The sequence below is a fragment of the Clostridium thailandense genome, from assembly GCF_019207025.1.
GTDB lineage: Bacteria > Bacillota > Clostridia > Clostridiales > Clostridiaceae > Clostridium_AM > Clostridium_AM thailandense.
This window is the reverse complement of record NZ_JAEEGC010000031.1, coordinates 1-21,327: the sequence shown is the minus strand read 5'-3', so window position 1 is coordinate 21,327 and position 21,327 is coordinate 1. Positions and strand designations below refer to the sequence as shown.

Genomic DNA, 21,327 nt, shown 5'->3' with positions numbered 1-21,327 from the left:
CTTTAACTCCCAGGTGATTTTCTTAAACCTTTCCTGTGGATTTTCACCCTTCTCCACTCTCTGTAAGTAACATAGATTTAAATACTTTTCCTGTTCAACATTTTTTTAATATATGAATTATATTTTATTACAATTTCCTTATATTATATTATAAGTTTATTTTATTGTCAATTTTCACCGAGAAACTTTTTAGTACAAAGCATCTATTGCATTCCAAGAGTTTTTAATATTCCGTCTGCTATAGCTTGTGCAAACTTCTGTTGATACTCATCACTAGCTAATTTTGCATTATCTCCATTATTACTTAGAAAACCTAGTTCTATTAATATTGCTGGTGCATCTGTATTCTTTATAACATAAAGACCTCTTCCATATCCATCCTTCAAGCCTCTGTCATACATTCCAACTTCTTGTACAATGCTATTCTGTACATTTTGCGCTAAATTGCTGCTTTCTTCATTACCCGGGTTATCCCAAGTTTCTGTACCAGAAGCCGATTCAGCATCCGCAGAATTGTTGTGAATAGATACAAAATATTTAGCATTTGCATTATTGGATATATCACATCGCCTTTGAAGACTGCTTGTAACATCCATAGGAGTTGAACGCATATCTTCTGTCCTTGTATATACCACTTTGACTCCATGATTCTCTAGTATCTTACCAGCCTTTAATCCTACAGCTAGAGTAACATCATCTTCTTGAAGATTATTTATTCCAGTAGCTCCAGTATCACTTCCCAATCCATGTCCTGGATCAATACATATTACTGGCACTGTATCGCTTGACTTTGTACCTACAGTTAATATAAGCCTTACATTTTTCGCATATCCATTTGTAGCTCCTTCATATGTAAAAACACCTTCCTTGGATGTATCTACAGTTGTTGAATTCCATACTACACTAACTTTCTTAACGCTTCCATCACTCATAGTAGCGTTCACTGTTGTTGGAAGACTAAAACTCCTTCCTACAATTATGCTAGCTGTAGTATCAGGCACTGAACTTATCTCTGTGCTGACTGAATTTTTTAAATCACGACATTCAAGTATTCCATTAGCTATAGCTAGTGCACTTTTATTTTGGTAATCAGAGGTTGTAAGTAGTTTTGCTTCCTGATCATTACTCATAAAACCTAATTCTACCATTATTGGAGTTCCTGTAGTTCCTCTTAATATTTGATGCTGATCTAATCCAACTTTTATGCCTCTATTGTTAAGTGATGTGCTTTTTATCAGATCATCCTGGATAGTTTGTGCTAATTTTTGTCCTCGACTATCAGAGTCTCTATAGTATGTCTCTGTTCCACCCGCTTCAGGATTATCAGGATAAGTGTTACAGCGTATGCTTATGAAAAAATCAGCCTTTGCATTATTAGCTATATCAAAACGAGGTTGTAGATTATCCTTACTCCATGAAACATTATCGTCTTTTCTGGTATAAACTACGTTTATACCATTATTCTCTAGGATTTTGCCTACCTTCAATGCTATAGATAAATCTATATCTTTTTCTTGTACACCAGACGGACTTACACTTCCCAAATCAGGCCCGCCATGTCCTGCATCAATGCATACAGTTAATTTTTGACTGTTATCTACTGTATTATTTTTTGTAGTAAATGTCATTTTAGCTGGCTTTATTAAATTACTTTTATTCTCTCCCTTTAACCCATCTTTAATGACTAAATTATAGGTTTTTCCAAAACTATACTGAACTTTAGGTGTTACTACAATTGAACTTCCATCACTGCCTAAATTCAAGTCCACTCCTATATCTTGTCCATTTTCATCAGTTACGGTGATACATGAACTATTAACCGTGTTGGCATCCAATTTTTGATTGAATTTTATCGTCCATGATTTATCCAGTTCAATATTCGTCTTAGTTCCTTGGTCATCATAAATAGTATCTGCTTGTACAACATTTACTTTTATGAATGTCATGAGTATAAAAATTATCATTGACATAAAGAGTACGTATATTCCTTTATTCTTCAAACAACCACCCCTTATTTATTTAAAAATTCATCATTTTTTTGATTTAATATGGAATACTTTCATAAAGTCCCTACTGTATCTATTATAATACAATTAGTCCACGTTTTACACCCAAAATCTAATATACTTTAATATTAAATTAAACTTTACTCTTTATTTACATTATTTTATAAAAGAAACAGCAATCGACTTAAAATATCAACAATTAATTATTTTAATATGTATTAATCAGGATATAATATAATTGAATAAGAATGAAAGAGGTGCTTTTATGGAAATAACTTGGCTTGGTCACTCATCTTTTTTAGTAGAAGACTCAAAGGGAAGGAAAGTTTTAATGGATCCTTTTGATGAAAGTGTTGGTTATCCTATTTTTCAAGGTGAAGTAGACATAGTTACTATAAGCCATTATCATTTTGATCACAGCTATACAGAAAAAGTAAAATTCAATCATATTGCAGATAAAGCAGGCTTTTTTTACCTTTGTGATATACCAGTGGCTGGAATTCCTTCCTATCACGATAAAATGCAAGGTGCTAAACGTGGTGAAAATATGATCTTTATTATAGAAATGGATGGATATAGAATTTGTCATTTAGGTGATTTAGGTTATATACTATCTGAGGATGAAGTAAAAAGTCTAGGAAAAATAGATGTACTTCTTATACCTATAGGTGGAAACTATACGATAAATGGTAAAGAAGCTTCTGAATTGGCTAAACATATAGACAGCCATATAATTATTCCTATGCACTATAGTACTGCTGCACTTTCATTTCAATTAGATGGTTTGGAAGACTTTTTAACTCATATGAAAAATGGCGAAAAGATAGGACTTAACAAATTATCTATAAATGAAAAGTTAATCGGAGAGAATCAGGTGAAAATTCTTAATTATAAGTAATTTAAAAGCAGCCAATCGAGGAAGGCTGCTTTTAAATTATTTTCAATTTATAGAGTCTAGAATTATTGCTTTTTTTAAGTTGATACTTTTCTTTACATCAATGATTCGCTGATTACTTGATCCCCTAAATTTTAGTTTGCATTCCTTTTTGCCTTCATCAAATTTTCCATCTACTAAAACATCTATATTATTTATAAGTCTATCCCAGTTGTTCTCATTATTCATATGTTTTAAAACATATTCAAAGGTATATCCTGTATAGCACCATATATTTAATCCTGTTATTCTTATTTTCTCAGCAATACACGCAAACTCCCTTGCTTGTTCAAAGGGATCTCCTCCTGAAAAAGTGACACCCTTAAGCATTGGATTCAGTTTAACGTTATCTACAAGTTCATCTATATCTTTAAGCTCTCCACTATCGAATCTATGTGTATCTGGATTGAAACATCCTTTACAATTATGTCTACAGCCCTGTGCAAAAAATACTCTTCTCAGTCCTGGTCCATTAACTAAGCTTTCATAGGCTATCCCCGCTAATCTAACAAAGCTTTTACTCATAAATAACTAGCTCCCTTACATATAATTACTACTAAGCCTTAAAAGACAGAGTAAAAATTTCCATTTTTTAAAAGTTTGATTTTATATTTACTATTAAAACGTATATATATGTTTATTAGTTCCTTGAGATATTCTGTCTGTTCTTTCTGCTATTTTTCCTGATCCAAATCTTTCGTCTAAAGAAAGATACCCTGTCACTCTTGATATTCCCTGTATATTTTTACTTCCGCATTTTGTACATGTCTCTTCACCATGAAGGTATGTTCCACAATCCTTACAGTATCTTATATGAAAATTAATACCTATGTAATTAATGTTTGTATTATTATAAGCATAATTTAGTATATCCATAATTGTTTCTGATGATGGATAATCATCTAGCTCTATATAGCTTATATGTCCTCCATTACAAAGCTTATGATATGGGCCTTCTATATCAATTTTATCTTTTATTGATATAGGGTATGATACAGGTATATGATAGGAATTAGTATAATATTCCTTGTCTGTTATTCCTGGAAGTTCACCAAATACTTTTTTATCTTGTAATATAAACTTACCACTTAGTCCTTCAGCTGGTGTAGCATAACAACTCCAGTTTAAGTGAGTTTCTTCTACCAATCTGTCAGTATATTGTCTTATATAGGAAACTATTTTTATACCAAGTTCCTTAGATTGTTCATCTTCTCCATGATGCTTTCCAACTAAGGCTATCAAAGTTTCAGCTAGACCTATAAAACCTATAACCCATGTTCCTTGCTTTAATATTGGTTCTATTGAGTCATCTGGTCTTAAGTTCTCTGACCCCTTCATCAGCCCCTGTCCTGCTACAAACGGTAAATCTTTTACTCTCAATCTTTTTAAAACATTGTATCTATGCATTAGGGCTTCTTTTGCTAAATCAAGTTTACTATCTAAAAGCTTAAAAAACTTACTTATATCTTTTTTAGCTAAAATGCCAAGTCGAGGTAAATTTATTGTTGTTGGAGCTATGTTTCCCCTTCCTTTTGTCCCTGGCTCGCCATTCACATTTGAACATATATATGTTCTACATCCCATAGTAGCAGGCACTATACCCTTATCATAATAAAATTTATTAAAGTCTGCATCTAAATTCATAAAGGTTGGATTCATTCTTTTAGCTGCCACTCTACAAGCTAGCTTAAACAAGTAATAGTATGGATCTTCTGGATTCCCATTTACCCCCTTCTTAATCCTAAATATTATATTAGGAAATATAGGTTGTTCTCCGTTACCTAGTCCTTTTTCATATTCAAGTAAGAATATTTCACAAATTAATGCTGCATCCTTAGAATATGGTATTCCTATATTTATAGATGAAAATGGAACCTGACTTCCTGCACGGCTGTGCATTGTATTTAAGTTATACACTATTCCCTGCATTGCTTGCTCTATATTTCTTCTTAATCTCTTTTCTACCTGCTTTTCTATTTTATTTTCTTCCAATTCTAGCTCTCTTAGTTCTTTTATTATCTCTTTTCTAGTTGGCTCTACAAATACTCCCATATCATTGTCAAAATCAGGATGTGATTGTCCGCCAAACATATCATTTTGAGTTGATTGCAATAAAATGCAAGAAAGTTCCGCAGCAGATTCTATTCTTTTGGGATTTCTTATAGTTCCGTATCCTGTATTAAAACCTCTTTCAAGTATTTCCCTAGTTGGTATATGTAAACAATTTGTAGTTAAATTGTAACTATCTAAATCATGATAATATATATCACCATTTTCATGAGCTTTAGCTAAATATTTAGGCATAGAAGATAAATTATGCCACTTATTTGATTCACTTGCTATTCTTAATAGTTTTGAACTAAAATTGTTTCCTACATTTGCATTGTCTCTATCTGTTTCTACTCCTATTTTTTCTATTGCTTTCATCAAGTCAGACTTTATTTCTCTTATTTTGTTTCGCTCTCTTCTATAATTTGAATATGTAATTCCTATTTCTCTATAGTTATTTTCAAGAAGAGTATTCTCAACTATGTTTTGTATTTCTTCAACATTAAGTTGTTCTAGGTTCAGTTCTTCTATTTTTTTTATTGCCTTTTGAGTTAAATCTATAAACTCACTTTCTTTTAATTCATATCCTATTTCTTCCGAGGCGCCTTTTATAGCATTGGTTATCTTAATAGAGTCAAACTCTACCTTCCTACCATCCCTCTTCACAACATGTAGCATACTTCATACCTCCAAACTACCATATATTGTGCTAAGTACTTTGCTATTATACTATGAGAAAATTTTTAAATCAATTTTTAAATTAATGTTAAGAGTATATTATATCTGTTTACTTTGCTTTATCTTCATATTCTTTTATTTTTTATTGTATTGTATGACTTGCTATTTGATATTAATGAATAATTGGTATATAAAAAAGTAAAACTATGGTAGAGGTGATATGGATGACTGGTAAAATACTTGATATGAACGTCACAGATGCTTTTATAAGCTTTCAGGATGGTACTACTATGGATATTGGTGTTTCTCATCTTCCTCCTGGCTCTAAAGTTGGAGATACGGTAAATATTGAGCCTAGACCTATAAGAATGACGAATGATAAATTAAATAATTTCTTTTAAAATAAAAACTAAGAAAGCTCAAGCTTTCTTAGTTTTTATTTTAACTTTACTCTACTGAAATAGCGTTAACTGGACAACTGTCCGCTCCTTCTTTTGCACCATCTTCTACATCCTGTGGAACATCTTCTGATATTGCAACTGCCTTTCCGTCATCATCCATTTGATAAACCTCAGGACATATTGATGGGCATAATCCACATCCTATACAAGTATCCTTATCAACTACTGCTCTCATTTGTTTTCCTCCTGTACTTTTATAATAATTTATACAATTATTATTATTTTCCAAGAGTAATTTATTTATGCTAAAACTAATATATATATTTTCTAAAAAAGTTATACTATATACCTACTTTACTTTTAAAGTTATCTAAGAAAGCTTCATAATTTTCGCATTTACTTATATAGTCCTCAACATTCCCATTTTCCATATTTTCTACTAAATCAAGGTCTATTGGCATTTCAGCTAATAGAGGTAATCCTAAATATCCTGCTTGTTCTTCTGCTGATTTTTTACTAAATACTCTAACCTTCTCTCCACACTTTCCACATGTAACATATGACATATTTTCTACTACTCCAATTAGACCTATCTTCATTTTCTGTGCCATAATAACTACTTTTTTAACTATCATTGATACCATTTCTTGAGGAGTTGATACTATTATCATTCCTTCAAGAGGAACCTCTTGCATTATAGTTAAAGCTATATCTCCAGTTCCTGGTGGCATATCTATAAGAAGATAATCTAATTCTCCCCATTCTGTATCACTATACATCTGCTTTAAGACACCAGTAATTACTGGACCCCTCCATATAACAGGTGCTTCCTCTTCCTCAGTTAACAAATTTAACGACATAACTTTAATTCCTTTAGAGGTTTCTACAGGAGTAAATTTTACATTTTCACTCTCTCCAACTTGCTTAATTTCGGACCTTTTATCATTTATTCCAAAAAATCTTGGCATAGATGGACCTGTTATGTCTCCGTCCAATACACCTACCTTATATCCTAACTTTTTCAACTGAACTGCTAATATTCCTGTAACTGTAGATTTTCCAACTCCACCTTTTCCACTTATAACACCTATTATATGTTTTATTTTACCATACTTAGGTACTAATCCTGCACATTCGCTATTATCACTACATTTACCTTTGCTTGAACAACTATTGCAATTACCCATTTCTTTATTCCTCCTTATGTATATACCCTTAAATTATGATACTTAAATGGTAATGTTTTCTCCATTACTCAAATCATAATAATTATAACACTATAATTGTTATTTTTACCAATTAAGCATAAAAAAAATACTATAGAAATAAATCCATAGTATTTTAAAACCCATTCGGCTTTTCTGCTGATATTTTAACATTCCATCTATTATTTTCATACTTGCTGTAAATATAATATTTTTTTTCACTTTTTTCAGCCTTATCCCAGAACACAGCTGTTGCTTTATACAAAGTAGATTTATATCCTTGCGTTTTCACGGTCATCCAAACATCATAGTTTTCTTTGTCCTTATCTGCAATACTTACATTTTTAAATTTATCTTTTAAATCTTCCTTAAAACTCTCTAATTCTGTAGATAATATAAATTTTGCCGACTCTACATCTTCCTTCAAATTTATTCCTACAGCCTTATTTTTATCTTTATCCTTTAAGTATTGATTTAATGCCTCAATTATCGATCCGTAATATACCTCTTTAAAATCTTTAGGTTCTCTTATGGTCCAATAGCTCTTTATTATATCATTATCTATTCTCTTAGAAACAACATAAATTTTATCATCACCATAAAGATTTCCCGAATCCTTTTTGTCTAGGCCTGCTACATAATTAAATTTATGTACTTTGTTGCTACCTTCTACCATCTCAAAAACATAATCTGGTTCTAACGAAGATTTTTGAGGTGCAGCCTTTGCTGTTGACAATATATTATATAGTTCATCCATTACTTTTTTATCAGCAACTACAAATCCAAATCCTTGATCCCTAGTGCTTCGTATTACAATTTTCTTGATTTTACCTTGCTTTATATATTCAAAATCAGTATTTTTAAGACCGGCTTTTACCTTCAATTCATCTAATTTCGTACATCCGGTAGAAAATACACAAACCATCATAAAAACTGCTAAAAATATTTTCTTTATATCTGATAAATTGTTAATTCTTTTCGCCAACTAATACTACCTCCCAAACCTTAGTTATTACTCAAAGTTTTTGCTTTATACATTATAACATATTTAATATAAAAAAACTCTCTTGTAATACATGTCTCAAGAGAGTTTACACTTAGTTTACTAATCTTTATATTCTAATGTTTGTACTATTGTTTTAAAAATAGTCGGCATATTTTCCTTAAAGTTTTCTTCTCTTATAAAAAATGAAAATCTGAAAAACTTATTTTTGTCTCTCAAAAAATATTCATATCCTTTAAATTCTTCATTTTCTTCATTGATTATAGTATAAGCAACTATATACCCGTCTCTGTTATTTATAATTACAGGTGCAATGTTATAATCCTTATATAGATTTTGTTCACTAGATATTTTTTTACTTTCTTCTAAAAAGGTTCTTAGATCCTTTTTTAAATTCCATACTTCTACAAATCCATTAATTTTAGAATCTTTTGATATAAAATCATTATGGTATAATATGTCTTCTCCAGAAAAACTTTTTTGATTGGTTCTCCACTCACCTGGAAGCTTGTAACTTAGATTATTATCTAATGCTTGATATTTTTTCAAAGAACTTATGTTGTTTTGTATAAGTGCAGTAAATTTAAGACCTGTATCAAAATTTTTTTCAAAGCCTAACAAAATAAACATGAGACCTATCATTATTATTGTAACACCTAATCTTTTTCTGTTTATTATTATGAGTTTCATCTTAGTACCACCTTATATAAGAATATATATATATTTGTCCACACCTCCTATGTTATAAAGGTTATATATTGGATTTAATTAATTATATGAAAATAGTACCGAAAATATTAAATATTTTCAGTACTATTTTAGTAAACTATATTTTATTATTTTGCTGGTACCACAATGGTTGATGTCCTAAAATCATAAAACATGAGCCAGTATCCAAATTCTTTGTCATCTCTGTAATTTGCAGGTACCCACGTAACAAATCCAGTTTTTCCTCCGTATGGTTGATGCCCTTTATTCTTATGTCCAGGTATTCCATAAACTAAGTATTTTACCCTTCCATCTTTATCATATTTATAACCAATTATATAATGCTCATAGTCTTTAAAATAAGGATGATAACTCATCATAGGATAATATAATATAGTATACTTGTTATAATTAGACATGTCATACATATCTTCTAATTGATTTACTGGCACTCTATACCATTTAACTCTTTTTATGTCTGTATCTATATTTTTAACTTCTCCAAAGCCTTCAACTAAATCCATAAAGAAGTCCCTAGCTACGTCTCTTTTATAACTGCTAATATCGTCTTCTTTTTTCTGTTCTCTGAAAAGCTCTTCATTATTTAAATCCTCATGGCCTTTTTCTTCTATATGAGTTTTTTCTTCTATAACCTCTTCTCGTACAACTTTATTTTCTAAATTTGTCTCTTCAGTTTCACTGTTACCTAATTGCTCTTCTTCACGAACAAATGTATTATCTTCTGGATTGTTCTCATTAAGTCCACTTTGTTGTTTTTCTTCTGGTACTATATCTTCGGTTTGTTTAATTCCATCTTGCCTTACTATCTCATTATCTTTAGCCGCTTCTATACTCTCCTCATATTTATCAAATATGCTTTGAGGCTCTTCTACTTTGTTTATCGGTTCTTTTACCTCTCTTGTTTTATCCTCAGTTATCTCAAATGCTTTCCATTCTGGTATATCAGTAGTAGCAAATCCACTCATGACAGACATTATATTGTTATCTAGCAATTTAACTATAGCTGCACCAGAAACCTTATCAACAGATATACCACTTCCTGCTACATTTTCTACTGGATACTCGTAACAAATGTCTGTTCTACCATAATCATCTATGTTCATCTCTCCAATTTTAATCACCTTTTTAACGTCTTTTTTATTGCATATTAGCATCATATAATAGGGTGCCATTTCTTTTTTTAAATTTTGTACATAATATGATATTTTGCATTTATCATTTTTCACTTCTAACTTGGTATATCCTGACGCTAATTTGTCAGAAGCTAAAGAGTATCCTTTTTCATCTTCCTGTAATATTATAAAATACCTACTATAACTCTTTTTTTGTACCAACTACCTGTACCTCCATATATTTTATTCATTATAATATATGAGATAACATGCAAAAAGTGAACAAATAGTACAAAAGTTGTAAAAAAGATTATAATAATTCACATATAGAATCTGCTAATCTAGCAAATTCGGCTATTGATAATGTTTCCCCTCTTCTTTTTTGATCTACTCCAGCATTTTTAAAAGCACTTTCTATAGTCTCTCCAGGCAGCTTCAACCCTTTTAAAGCATTCCACATAGTTTTCCTTCTCATATTAAAGCATTGTCTCACAACTTTAAAAAACATATCCTTATCTTTAACTTCAGCCCTAGGTGAATCAAGTTTGCTTAATCTTAATACTATAGAATCTACTTTAGGCCTGGGTATAAATGATGCTGGACTTACTCTTCTAATTATATCTATATCACAATAATATTGAACAAGAATTGAAAGAGCACCATATTCCTTAGTATTAGGCTTTGCTGCGATTCTTTCTCCAACCTCTTTCTGTATCATTATAGTTAAAGACTTGAATTTATATTGCTCATTTAAAAGTCTAGAAATTATAGGCGTAGTTACATAGTATGGTAAATTAGCTACAACTTTAACGCTGTCTTCTTTTCCTATGATCTCCTTAAAGTCTACCTTTAGAGCATCCTTATGTATAAGCTCAAAATTATCAAACTCTTTAAGTTCTTCATTTAAAATAGGTATTAAATCTGAATCGAGTTCTATTGCGCAAACTTTTTTGGCCTTTTTAAGTAGTTCTTTAGTTAATGTTCCTACACCTGGACCAATCTCTATTACTAGATCTTCTTTATTAACTTCAGCACTGTTTACTATATCACCTAAAACAGAATTATCTATTAAAAAGTTTTGTCCAAGACTTTTTGAAAACCTGAATTCATATTTTTTAACTATATCCTTAGTAGATAAATTCTCCATATTATTTCTCCCTATCTATTTTATTTATAGCTTCTATAAACTCTTTTTTTGTTATGCCATAATTATTGAGACGCGTTAAAAATTGAGCTGCATTGCAATAGCCTATACCTAGTTCGTTCCCAAGTTTATCTCTTTTTTCCTTTGAATTATTATTTCCTGTGAGTCCAAAAAAAATCATATCATCTACATTAAATTCATCTCTTTTTTCCTTTACCTCACACTTAGCAAATTCTAAAGCTCTAATTATAATTTCCGGTTCTGCATTTTCGACTCCAATATCACCATCCTTTGTTCCATCTTTTTGTGATATGTATGCATGCTTAATTCCTTGAACTCTTTTAGATATTATTTTTCTTATTTTTTCTCCTGCAAAATCTGGATCAGTAAGAACTATTACTCCTTGTCTCTTTTGAGCTTCTTTTATTCTATCAATAACCTTTTTATTTATTCCAAATCCCCCAACGGCTATGACTTCAGCATCCACTGCTTTTTTAACCGCAGTAATATCATCTCTTCCTTCAACTACAATAACTTCTTTAATCATATTTTTCCTCCATGAAAGCATAAAATGCTAATTATTATCTCAAAACTATAATAACATAACTATAATAAATAATTAAAATTTTTATACCAAGAAAAAATAGGAGCATATGCTCCTATTTAATCACATAAACGTTAACCCATTTTACACCCCAGCTTCTTACTTCTGAACTGGAATTAAAAAATAAATCTATCCTATTACCTTTTATAGCTCCACCAGTATCTTCTGCAACAGCGTATCCATACCCTTCAATGTAAAGCTTAGTACCGAGTGGGATAACTCTTGGGTCAACGGCTACTGAACTGTAACTATCTCCATTTCTTTTTGCTACAGTTCCAGATGCTGTTATTCCAAATTCTGCATCACCAGGACCTTTACCTGTATCAGCATAATTCGAAGTATATGCTGTAGATCTCATCCTTATAGCATCTTTATAAAGAACTCTTCCTCCACGAGATGGAGTATACACACCTAGTGTGCCCATAGCTACAATTTTTTGCACAGGTTGCTTTTTAATAGTTTCACTTATTACTTTTCTTCCAACTTCCTTATTATCTTCGTAAACTACTTTTGAAATAGTTTCCTTTTCTCCTGGTTGTCCCTCTTGCAGTATCTTGTTGGATCCTTGCTCTGTATCATCATCTTTTTTAACAACTGTTGCATAATCTATTGCCTTAATCTCTTTTACTTCTTTTGTCTGAACTCTTACTACTGACACTTTTAATCCGTCTTTAAGCGCTTCGTTTTTTGATGGACTTACTTTATCAAAGTCTTGAAGTCCTATTCCTTCTGCTTCTAACATTTTTTCAATATTATCTTCTGCAGATTTTATAGTCAGCTGTTTTCCATCAACAGCTACTTGAACATTTACTGCTCTTTTAATAGAAATCTTAGCGCCATTTTTAATTTTACTGTCTAAACTTGGAACCGTCTTGTCCTTAGGTCCTACAACTATACTATTGTTGCCTAATGCACTCTTGTAATTACTACTCAATGTAGTAATTTTCTGCTCTTTTCCGTCTATTGAAACTATAACTGTTTTTCTCATGCTGTAAATTGCTACTGTCGAAATAGCTAAAACTAGCAATACTGCTGAAATAACCTTCGGACCGCTTGATAACTGTCTTTTTAAGTAATTTTTTATTTTTTCCACCATTAGAATACCTCCTTCAGGCAAGAACGACACTATGCTTCAAATATAAGCCATATCTCCTAAATATCGCTCATGCTTTTTAGACTGTCTAATGCAACCCTGTGCATAAATCTTAAAAATATAAAAATTATGATTGCTGTTTTCCAAAACAGTCTACTCTTATTTTTAGGTGGAATTTATAAAACTTATTATAATATATATGCTTTAAATAAGCATTTAATCACCTAAATATCGAAACACGATTAAAGTTTAAAAATCGCATAACCATTTTACACTATTTTTGTATATTTAGCAAGCTTTTTGTATTAAAAATACTTACAGAACTTATCTCATCAACCTCCAATCCCTTAATTTCAGCTATCTTTTCCATTATATATTTAATATAATCTGATCTATTTCTTTTTCCTCTGTATGGAGTTGGTGCCATATAAGGACAATCTGTTTCTATTAAGATTCTATCTAATGGAATCTCTTTTACAACTTCAATTATTTTTCTAGCATTTTTAAAGGTTACAACTCCTGTTACTCCTATATAGTACCCCAACTTTAAACATTCTTTTGCAAATTCTAAGCTTCCTGAAAAACAATGTATTTCTCCAGTCACTCCTGGAAACTGCTTTATTATTTTTAACGTATCTTCATGAGCATCTCTATCATGTATAATTACAGGCAAGTTAAGTTCTTTTGCGAGTTCCATCTGCTTTATAAAAGCTTTTCTTTGAGTTTCCCTATCTGGATTTTCATCATAGTAATAATCAAGACCTATTTCGCCTATAGCTTTTACTTTATTGTTATTAGCTAATTCTCTTAATTGATTAACAACATGCTCGTCTAAATCATCTGCATGTTCTGGATGTATTCCTACTGCAGCGTAAAAGAACTCATATTTATCTGCAAGCTTAACAGATTCTATACACCCCTCTAAAGATGCTCCGCAATTTAAAACTCCAATTACATCGTTTTTCTTGATTTCTTCAATGATTAAATCTCTATCTTCATCAAACTCTTCATCATCATAGTGCGCATGTGCATCAAATATACTTATATTCTTATCTATTAGTAAATTTTCTTCCATACTGAAATTCTCCATTCAAAATATTTAGTAATTACCAAACATATTTCCATTTTATTACATATAATCATATAGTCAAATTCATTTTATAATATATTTGGCTGATTTTTCTCTAAAACTTCACTGATTCTTTAAAATTTTACTTTTTAAAATCATACTTGTTTATTGATAAAAAATTCAAAAATGGTTATTATTAAGTTTTATAAGAAAATTTAATTGTTATAAGTATTTTATAATATAAACATGTTATTTACAACATCATTCCATTATTGTACAAAATTCTTATTACTACAACAAAGTTTTTTAATAAAAATTAGAGTCCTATCCATGCTTATAAAAGTAAGGATAAGACTCCAATTTTTAATATTATCTAACTACACTCCCTGTTGGAAGTTCACCAGGAATGCTTACTGTAAATAACTTACTATCATCCTCAGTAGAAGCTGCAAGTATCATGCCTTGTGATGTTTCTCCTCTAAGTGTTACAGGTTTTAAATTAGCCACCAATACAACATATTTTCCAACTAGATCCTCTGGTTTGTAATATTTAGCTATACCTGAAACTACTTGCCTTTCCTCTCCGCCTAAATCTACTTTTAATTTTAATAACTTATTTGCACCTTTTACAGGTTCACAGGATAAAACTTTAACTACTCTTAAATCTATTTTTTCAAAATCATCTATCGTTATTTCTTCTTTTATTTGTTGAATCTCAACCTTTTTACTTGCATCAGCCTGTTCTTCTTTAAGTTTATTTAATTCTGCTATTTTTTCATTTATATCTATTCTTGGGAATAAGAGTTCTCCTTTATTGACCTTAGTTCCTGCTTGTGTTCCATCAAATGCAGCCAGACTATCCCAAGTAGTAACATCTACGTTAAGCTGCTTATTTATTTTCTCACTAGTTTCCGGTAAAAAGGCTGATATACATACTGATGCGAATCTTAAAGCCTCTGCTAAGTTATATAAGACAGTTCCAAGTCTTTCTTTTTTACTTTCATCTTTTGCAAGTATCCATGGTGTTGTTTCATCAATATATTTGTTAGCTCTTCCAATAAGTTCCCATATGCTGTCAAGAGCTTCTGGAATTCTTAAATCATCTATACTTTTCTCAACTTTTTTAGGTGTTTCTAACGCAAGCCTTATAAGTTCATCATCTATATCTTCTTTAGCTATAGGAGCTGAAATTGTTCCACCAAAATATTTTTCTACCATAGCACATGTTCTTGATAATAAATTCCCTAGATCATTGGCTAAATCAGAGTTTATTTTCTTTATGAATATTTCATTATTAAATAATCCATCTGCTCCAAATGGTATTTCTCTTAAAAGATAATATCTTACTGGATCTGCTCCAAAATGATTTACTAGAACGACAGGATCTACAACGTTTCCCTTTGATTTTGACATTTTTCCTCCATCAACAAGCAACCAACCATGCCCAAATACCTGCTTTGGTAGAGGAATTCCAAGTGCCATAAGCATAATTGGCCAATAAATTGTATGGAATCTCAATATATCCTTTCCAACTAGATGTACATCTGCTGGCCAGTATTTATTATATAAATCAGTGTTTTCATTTCCATAACCTAATGCTGTTATATAATTTGCTAACGCATCTATCCAAACGTATATAACATGTTTTTCATCAAAAGTTACAGGTATTCCCCAATCAAATGAAGTTCTTGAAACACAAAGGTCCTGAAGTCCTGGTTTTAAGAAATTGTTTATCATTTCATTTTTTCTTGATTCTGGTTGAATAAACTCTGGATGACTTTCTATATATTCTATAAGCTTTGGAGCATATTTTGACATTTTAAAGAAATATGCTTCTTCCTTTGCTTTTTCAACTGGTCTTCCACAATCAGGACAGTTTCCATTTACTAGCTGAGTTTCTGTCCAAAAGGATTCACAAGGTGTACAGTACCACCCTTCATATGAATCTTTATATATGTCTCCTTGGTCGTATAACTTTTTAAATATATCTTGAACTGCTTTCACATGATAGTCATCTGTTGTTCTAATGAACTTATCATAACTTATATTCATCATGCTCCATAAGTCTTTTATTCCCGCCACTATTTCATCTACATAAACTTTAGGCTTAACTCCTTTTCCTTCTGCTAATCTCTGAATTTTTTGACCATGCTCATCAGTTCCTGTTAAAAGCATTACATCATAGCCTGTAAGTCTTTTGAATCTTGCTAATGCATCTGCAGCTACAGTTGTATAGGTATTTCCTATATGAAGTTTAGCTGATGGATAGTATATAGGCGTCGTAATATAATATGTTTTTTTGTCCATTTGTTTATTCCTCCCTTTATTGTAAAAATAAAAAAGCCTCTATACGAATTTCCATTCATATAGAGGCGTAATTACGCTTTACCACTCTATTTCATTCTTACCTCACAGTAAAAATCTTAATAAGTAACTCAAACTTTATTCATAAATTATAAAGTTATTTATTACCTTGCAGTATAACGGCCGCTTCCGTATCACCCTACTAATTTTCAGATAATCTGCTCTGGAGCCATGTTCATAAATTCCTTTGTCATCGGCTTTCACCTAATCCGATTCTCTTTAAGACATATTAATTTACTACTCTTTCCTTCATAGCACTTTAACATTATAATATGCCATATATTTTATAGTGTCAATATATTTATTAAATTTTATTCTTTATAAATAATAATGTCCAAAATTATTTTATTTATTCCATCATAGGACTAAAACCGGATAAAATTCACAATTTTTTTATAATTTTAAAACATAAGTCTTACAAGTGTTACAGCCATTATTACACATATCATATCTGCCATAACCGCAACCCATAAAGTATGCCTTATTTTTTTAATTCCGACAGCTCCGAAATATACAGTAAGTGTATAGAATATCGTTTCTGTTGATCCTATTATTATAGACGAAACCCTACCTATGTAACTATCGGCTCCAAAATTATTTAGTAGTTCAGCAAAAACTCCAAGAGCACCACTTCCTGATAAAGGTTTAATTAATACAAGTGGTACTACTTCCGGTGGTAATCCTATTAACTTAACTACAGGTTTAATTAAATTTATAAAGTAATCCAATGCTCTGGATTCCCTAAAAACACCTACTGCCACAAGCATTGCTAAAAGATAAGGAAAAATTCTCACACATATCATCAATCCTTCTTTAGCTCCTTCTACGAAGCATTCATAAACCTTAACTTTCTTTACCATTCCGTATGTTGTTATTGAAAATATGATAATAGGTATAATTGCCTTTATTATGTAATTCATCAGATCCCTCCTAATAGTTTATATCTCTTTTTGTTAGATCACCTATTAAAGTTAAAAATGTTTCTCGAGTATTTTACACAATACAACTGCAAATATTGCAGCTGTAGTTGTAGTTACTATAGCTGGTATAACAGTTTCAGCTGGATTACTTGAACCCACAGCTGCACGTATAGATATAACTGTAGTAGGAAACAACTGTATAGATGCAGCGTTTAAAACTAAGAATAAAGCCATGTCATCACTTGCGGTATCATTAGTCTTATTTAGCCTTTTTAATTCCTGCATAGCTTTTATTCCAAAAGGGGTTGCTGCATTTGAAAGTCCCATCATATTAGCAGTTAGATTCATAACTATAGCACCCATAGCTTTCTCATCTTTAGCTGCATCCTTAAACAATATTTTTAATATCGGTCTCAGCACTTTTGCGAGCTTATCTGTGAGTCCGCTTCTCTCTGCAATCTTCATAATTCCACACCATAAACACATAATTCCAGCTAAACCCATAACAAGCTTCACTGTAGAATCCGTAGATGCAACAATGGCTTTAGATACTTCTGTACCTCTACCTGTGATAATTCCGAATAATATGCCAAAAGCTAAAATGAAAAACCACACAATATTAATCATTTAGTTTCTCCCCTTATAAATTTTTCAGTTAATTAATGTATATGAATAATTAACACTAGTATTACATAGAAAAACTATGGTATTTTAATTAATATAAATTTTTTATATTGAAAATCCCTTCTAACAGTGCTACCATTTAATTTGTATACTATTTTTTTATTGGAGGTTCCAAATGACCATTAAAGATATTATGAAATATATAGAAAGTGAATTTTCAGTTATAAATGATACTCCTTGTGAAATTTGTGGTGGTGATTACATAGCTGAAGATTTGAAAATAAATGTGGTAGATGGTGTTCCTTATGACATTTGTGATTGCATCTGTTCAAACTGCGGATATGAAAAAACTTTTGAATTTTGTGCACCTTTTATAGATGAAAATAGCCTTAAAAAAGCTAAAAATATACTAAACTAAAGGAGAATTGTAATGAAAGAAAATAACTTGAAATTAGCTCAAAAAGATATCGACGAAGCCTTAGTAACTATTGAATCTATGGAGAAAACTCTTGTGGAAGAAAAGCTTTCTAAGGACGATATAAAAGATAAATTTCTTTTTCTTACAGTTAAAATTCAAGAGCTTGAACAAATATTAAAAGATGAGGGAATTATTGATTAAAACTATAAATAATAAGAGGTTAAGTTTATTTAGAAACTTAACCTCTTATTATTTATATCACTTAAACTTGGGTATATCAAAATTTAATGTAACATTTTGTACCTGATCATAAACAAGTTTCATACAATCTATAGTCTTAGGTATTTGTTTAAATGCCCAAGATATATCTGTTGCATATTGATGTTCTCCTGGTTTTTCTGGATTCCATCTCATTTTATATATAGTATCTTGTTTGTATTTAGCATTATTTATGTAGCTAGCAGCTATCCAATTTGCTCCACCCTTAATTCCATCATCTGGAGTAAACCATTTATTATCATAAGCTGTTTTAGTTCCTCCACCAATAGCGTCTGAGTCAACGGCACCTATTCCAAAAAAGTTATACACCGGAACACCATAAATATAATTACCATTACTGTCTTTTGCTCCTCCATTAGCTAAAACCGATGTCCCATTTCCACTTTCTAACAAAGCATGTGCCACTAAATAAGCTACATTTATATTATTACTTTTAGCTGCATCTAAAAATACTTGTCCTTTTCCTTCTAATATCCCTTTTCCTTGTAGAATATTATTTAAATTATCAGCAGTAATACCATCAGTATAACTTAATTTTAGAAATTGATATTTACCATAGTTATCTAAAAAGTTATTTGGATTTACGTAATACTCAATTTGATTTTTGCTCGCTGCATTATCAAACTTATTAGTCTCAACAAACACGGCTTTATCAGTTAAATTAGCTTGAGTGTTTGTCATTTCATCAATACTTACATCATACCTAGTAAAAGTAGTATTCGTTGAATTATCAGTATCTACTTGGTTTATACATCTCATATAGTCCGTATAATAATTATCATAATCTGTATTGGAATCTTTATGAGCTCCTTGTACATTTTTTCTCTTAGCATATATTATAACCTTATATTTTGTTCCATTAGTATCAGCTGTAAGAGTTTTCAATGCTGTTATCTTGCCATTATTTAAGGTTGTATAGCCATCAGTTAACTCTTCATAAACCGATTTGTCATCTGTATAACTATGTACAAAAACCCTATATTGAACTTCATCTGTATTTTTAGCATTTATAAAAAATCCTTGCTTTTGATTCGACAAAAGAGGTGTGTATTCAAATTTCATTGAATCTATTTCTGGTAAATCTTCATAGCTTGTACAATCTATGTATCTGTTTGATGTAGTAAACTGCAATTTTACTGTATTAGCTAATTTTTGGCCAGAGCTTGATTTAACATCACTACTAATTATTAAATTATATTTTGCTCCTGGGTCATATCCTGCAACTATAGGACTTACAACAACTAAGTTGGGATTACTTCCTAGTGATATACTGACTGGAACCGATTTTTCATTTTCATCCGTAACTGTTATATTTTTATTATTAATTGTAGTTGAATCTAAATTATTATTAAATTTTATAATCCATTCTTTACTTGTACTTATATCTGTTTTAGGAACCTTGTCCAAATAAGACTCTGCAGCTGATGCTTTAAATTGAACTATTCCTAAAATAAAAATTAATATAAAAAGAAAGCTTTTTATGTTTTTACCCAAAATTATCCCCCCCAAAATTATATATCCTTACTATACTATTATAAAAAACATTTAAGTTTTTTTCCAATATTATTTTATACCAACTAATTATCCCAAAACAAGTTTATGTAGTGAAATCTTTAATTAGTTCTAAAATAGGCCATTATATGATTTAATTTATAGATAAGAGGCTAAAATTTAGTTATAATAAATATATGTCTAAAAACTAGTACTGATGCACGCTTACTTAACTATAAATAGATTTATCTAGGCACTAATAATTTTATGTGTTTTAAATCAGAAGGGAGATTATATATAAATTGAATAAAAATTTAATTAAACATCAAAAAATAGAACTCTCTATGAGAATAAATAAATTTATCAGTGAGAAAGGAATTTGTTCTAGAAGAGAGGCTGACAAACTTATTGAACAAAATAGAGTTTATATAAACGGAAAATTGGCCGTTATAGGTGATAAAGTAACTTCTGAGGATGATATAAAAATTGATGGAAAATTCTTAACCAAGAAGGATAGACGTGTATATATTGCTTTTAACAAACCAGTGGGAATTACATGCACCACAGAAAAAAAAATAAAGAATAACATAATAGACTTTGTAAATTATCCAAAAAGAATATTTCCAATTGGAAGATTAGACAAAGATTCTGAAGGCTTAATTTTTTTAACTAACGATGGAGATATAGTAAATAAAATATTGAGGGCTGGAAATAACCATGAAAAAGAATATATCGTTACTGTAGATAAACCTATAAATTCTCAATTTATAACTGGCATGTCTTCAGGTGTTAGAATTCTAAATACCATCACTAAACCATGTAAAGTAACCAAGGAAAGCTCTCATGTTTTCAGAATAATTTTAACTCAAGGTTTAAATAGACAAATTAGAAGAATGTGCGAGAGCTTTGGCTATAATGTTACCAAACTCAAGAGGCTACGAATAATGAACGTAAAATTGAAGGATCTTCCTATTGGTAAATGGAGGTATCTTACAGCAGATGAGCTTGATACTATAAACAAGTTAATTTCTAATTCTATAAAAACAGAAGAGGCTTCATTGTAAAAGCCTCTAATTTTTTTCATTTTTATTATTTGATGTTTTGTTATCGCTAACATAATATTTAGGGAACATCCATAGATTTGTGTAAATCAAATCTATGGATGTTCTTTTTATGTATGTATAGCTGGTAATTATGGGAACAA

General features: G+C 30.5%; 20 protein-coding genes, 1 pseudogene and 1 other annotated feature (1 of these 22 only partly in view). Of the genes and pseudogenes, 5 read left to right on the top strand and 16 right to left on the bottom strand.

The window, feature by feature from the left end:
• Positions 1-107: a binding site (T-box leader), on the bottom strand; it reaches 125 nt to the left of the window's first position.
• Positions 108-203: 96 nt separating this feature from the next.
• The gene (locus I6U48_RS07265) at positions 204-2,000 is read right to left on the bottom strand and encodes an N-acetylmuramoyl-L-alanine amidase (protein ID WP_218319752.1); all 1,797 of its coding nucleotides are present in this window, start codon (positions 1,998-2,000) and stop codon (positions 204-206) included.
• 271 nt (positions 2,001-2,271) lie between these two features.
• Between I6U48_RS07265 and I6U48_RS07260 the strand changes: the two genes are divergently transcribed.
• Complete coding sequence (locus tag I6U48_RS07260; RefSeq protein ID WP_218319760.1) at positions 2,272-2,904, top strand: MBL fold metallo-hydrolase; 633 nt, start codon at positions 2,272-2,274, stop codon at positions 2,902-2,904.
• A 42-nt stretch (positions 2,905-2,946) separates the two neighbouring features.
• On the opposite strand, the gene nrdG is transcribed toward I6U48_RS07260, so the two are convergent.
• Positions 2,947-3,465 (bottom strand): anaerobic ribonucleoside-triphosphate reductase activating protein, encoded by a 519-nt coding sequence (gene nrdG, locus I6U48_RS07255; protein WP_218319751.1) that lies wholly within the window; start codon positions 3,463-3,465, stop codon positions 2,947-2,949.
• Positions 3,466-3,558: 93 nt separating this feature from the next.
• Positions 3,559-5,667, bottom strand: a complete 2,109-nt coding sequence (locus I6U48_RS07250) for an anaerobic ribonucleoside triphosphate reductase (RefSeq protein ID WP_218319750.1) — start codon at positions 5,665-5,667, stop codon at positions 3,559-3,561.
• A gap of 224 nt (positions 5,668-5,891) precedes the next feature.
• On the opposite strand from I6U48_RS07250, the gene I6U48_RS07245 reads away from it, so the two are divergent.
• On the top strand, positions 5,892-6,068 hold the full coding sequence (locus I6U48_RS07245) for a DUF3006 domain-containing protein (RefSeq protein WP_218319749.1): 177 nt from the start codon (positions 5,892-5,894) through the stop codon (positions 6,066-6,068).
• Between the two features lie 46 nt (positions 6,069-6,114).
• On the opposite strand, the gene I6U48_RS07240 is transcribed toward I6U48_RS07245, so the two are convergent.
• The 12 genes and pseudogenes from I6U48_RS07240 to I6U48_RS07185 form a co-directional block, all read right to left on the bottom strand.
• Positions 6,115-6,303, bottom strand: a complete 189-nt coding sequence (locus I6U48_RS07240) for a ferredoxin (protein WP_218319748.1) — start codon at positions 6,301-6,303, stop codon at positions 6,115-6,117.
• 106 nt (positions 6,304-6,409) lie between these two features.
• Positions 6,410-7,255 (bottom strand): Mrp/NBP35 family ATP-binding protein, encoded by an 846-nt coding sequence (locus tag I6U48_RS07235; RefSeq protein WP_218319747.1) that lies wholly within the window; start codon positions 7,253-7,255, stop codon positions 6,410-6,412.
• A 154-nt stretch (positions 7,256-7,409) separates the two neighbouring features.
• Entirely contained in the window at positions 7,410-8,201 is a 792-nt protein-coding gene (locus tag I6U48_RS07230) for a YhfM domain-containing protein (RefSeq protein ID WP_218319759.1), read from the bottom strand.
• Between the two features lie 177 nt (positions 8,202-8,378).
• Positions 8,379-8,966 (bottom strand): hypothetical protein, encoded by a 588-nt coding sequence (locus I6U48_RS07225; RefSeq protein WP_218319746.1) that lies wholly within the window; start codon positions 8,964-8,966, stop codon positions 8,379-8,381.
• Between the two features lie 146 nt (positions 8,967-9,112).
• Positions 9,113-10,339, bottom strand: coding sequence for a DUF7922 domain-containing protein (locus I6U48_RS07220; protein WP_218319745.1), 1,227 nt, complete (start codon positions 10,337-10,339; stop codon positions 9,113-9,115).
• An 88-nt stretch (positions 10,340-10,427) separates the two neighbouring features.
• Entirely contained in the window at positions 10,428-11,264 is an 837-nt protein-coding gene (rsmA, locus tag I6U48_RS07215; protein ID WP_218319744.1) for a 16S rRNA (adenine(1518)-N(6)/adenine(1519)-N(6))-dimethyltransferase RsmA, read from the bottom strand.
• Between the two features lies 1 nt (position 11,265).
• Positions 11,266-11,808 (bottom strand): ribonuclease M5, encoded by a 543-nt coding sequence (rnmV, locus tag I6U48_RS07210; RefSeq protein ID WP_218319743.1) that lies wholly within the window; start codon positions 11,806-11,808, stop codon positions 11,266-11,268.
• 112 nt (positions 11,809-11,920) lie between these two features.
• On the bottom strand, positions 11,921-12,961 hold the full coding sequence (locus I6U48_RS07205) for a resuscitation-promoting factor (RefSeq protein ID WP_218319742.1): 1,041 nt from the start codon (positions 12,959-12,961) through the stop codon (positions 11,921-11,923).
• A gap of 271 nt (positions 12,962-13,232) precedes the next feature.
• The gene (locus I6U48_RS07200; protein ID WP_218319741.1) at positions 13,233-14,033 is read right to left on the bottom strand and encodes a TatD family hydrolase; all 801 of its coding nucleotides are present in this window, start codon (positions 14,031-14,033) and stop codon (positions 13,233-13,235) included.
• Between the two features lie 363 nt (positions 14,034-14,396).
• Positions 14,397-16,349: pseudogene (metG, locus tag I6U48_RS07195) on the bottom strand (methionine--tRNA ligase); the annotation flags it as partial.
• A 443-nt stretch (positions 16,350-16,792) separates the two neighbouring features.
• Positions 16,793-17,311, bottom strand: a complete 519-nt coding sequence (locus I6U48_RS07190; protein WP_218319739.1) for a spore maturation protein — start codon at positions 17,309-17,311, stop codon at positions 16,793-16,795.
• 51 nt (positions 17,312-17,362) lie between these two features.
• Positions 17,363-17,938 (bottom strand): nucleoside recognition domain-containing protein, encoded by a 576-nt coding sequence (locus I6U48_RS07185; protein ID WP_218319738.1) that lies wholly within the window; start codon positions 17,936-17,938, stop codon positions 17,363-17,365.
• A 172-nt stretch (positions 17,939-18,110) separates the two neighbouring features.
• On the opposite strand from I6U48_RS07185, the gene I6U48_RS07180 reads away from it, so the two are divergent.
• Positions 18,111-18,353: a metal-binding protein gene (locus I6U48_RS07180; protein ID WP_218319737.1), complete on the top strand. Its 243-nt coding sequence runs from the start codon at positions 18,111-18,113 to the stop codon at positions 18,351-18,353.
• 12 nt (positions 18,354-18,365) lie between these two features.
• Positions 18,366-18,554, top strand: coding sequence for a hypothetical protein (locus I6U48_RS07175; protein ID WP_218319736.1), 189 nt, complete (start codon positions 18,366-18,368; stop codon positions 18,552-18,554).
• Positions 18,555-18,611: 57 nt separating this feature from the next.
• Here the strand turns inward: I6U48_RS07175 and I6U48_RS07170 are convergent, their stop codons facing one another.
• Positions 18,612-20,126: an N-acetylglucosaminidase gene (locus tag I6U48_RS07170; protein ID WP_218319735.1), complete on the bottom strand. Its 1,515-nt coding sequence runs from the start codon at positions 20,124-20,126 to the stop codon at positions 18,612-18,614.
• A gap of 341 nt (positions 20,127-20,467) precedes the next feature.
• Here I6U48_RS07170 and rluF point away from each other — a divergent pair, with 341 nt between their 5' ends.
• On the top strand, positions 20,468-21,187 hold the full coding sequence (gene rluF / locus I6U48_RS07165; protein ID WP_218319758.1) for a 23S rRNA pseudouridine(2604) synthase RluF: 720 nt from the start codon (positions 20,468-20,470) through the stop codon (positions 21,185-21,187).
• Positions 21,188-21,327: the final 140 nt, after the last annotated feature.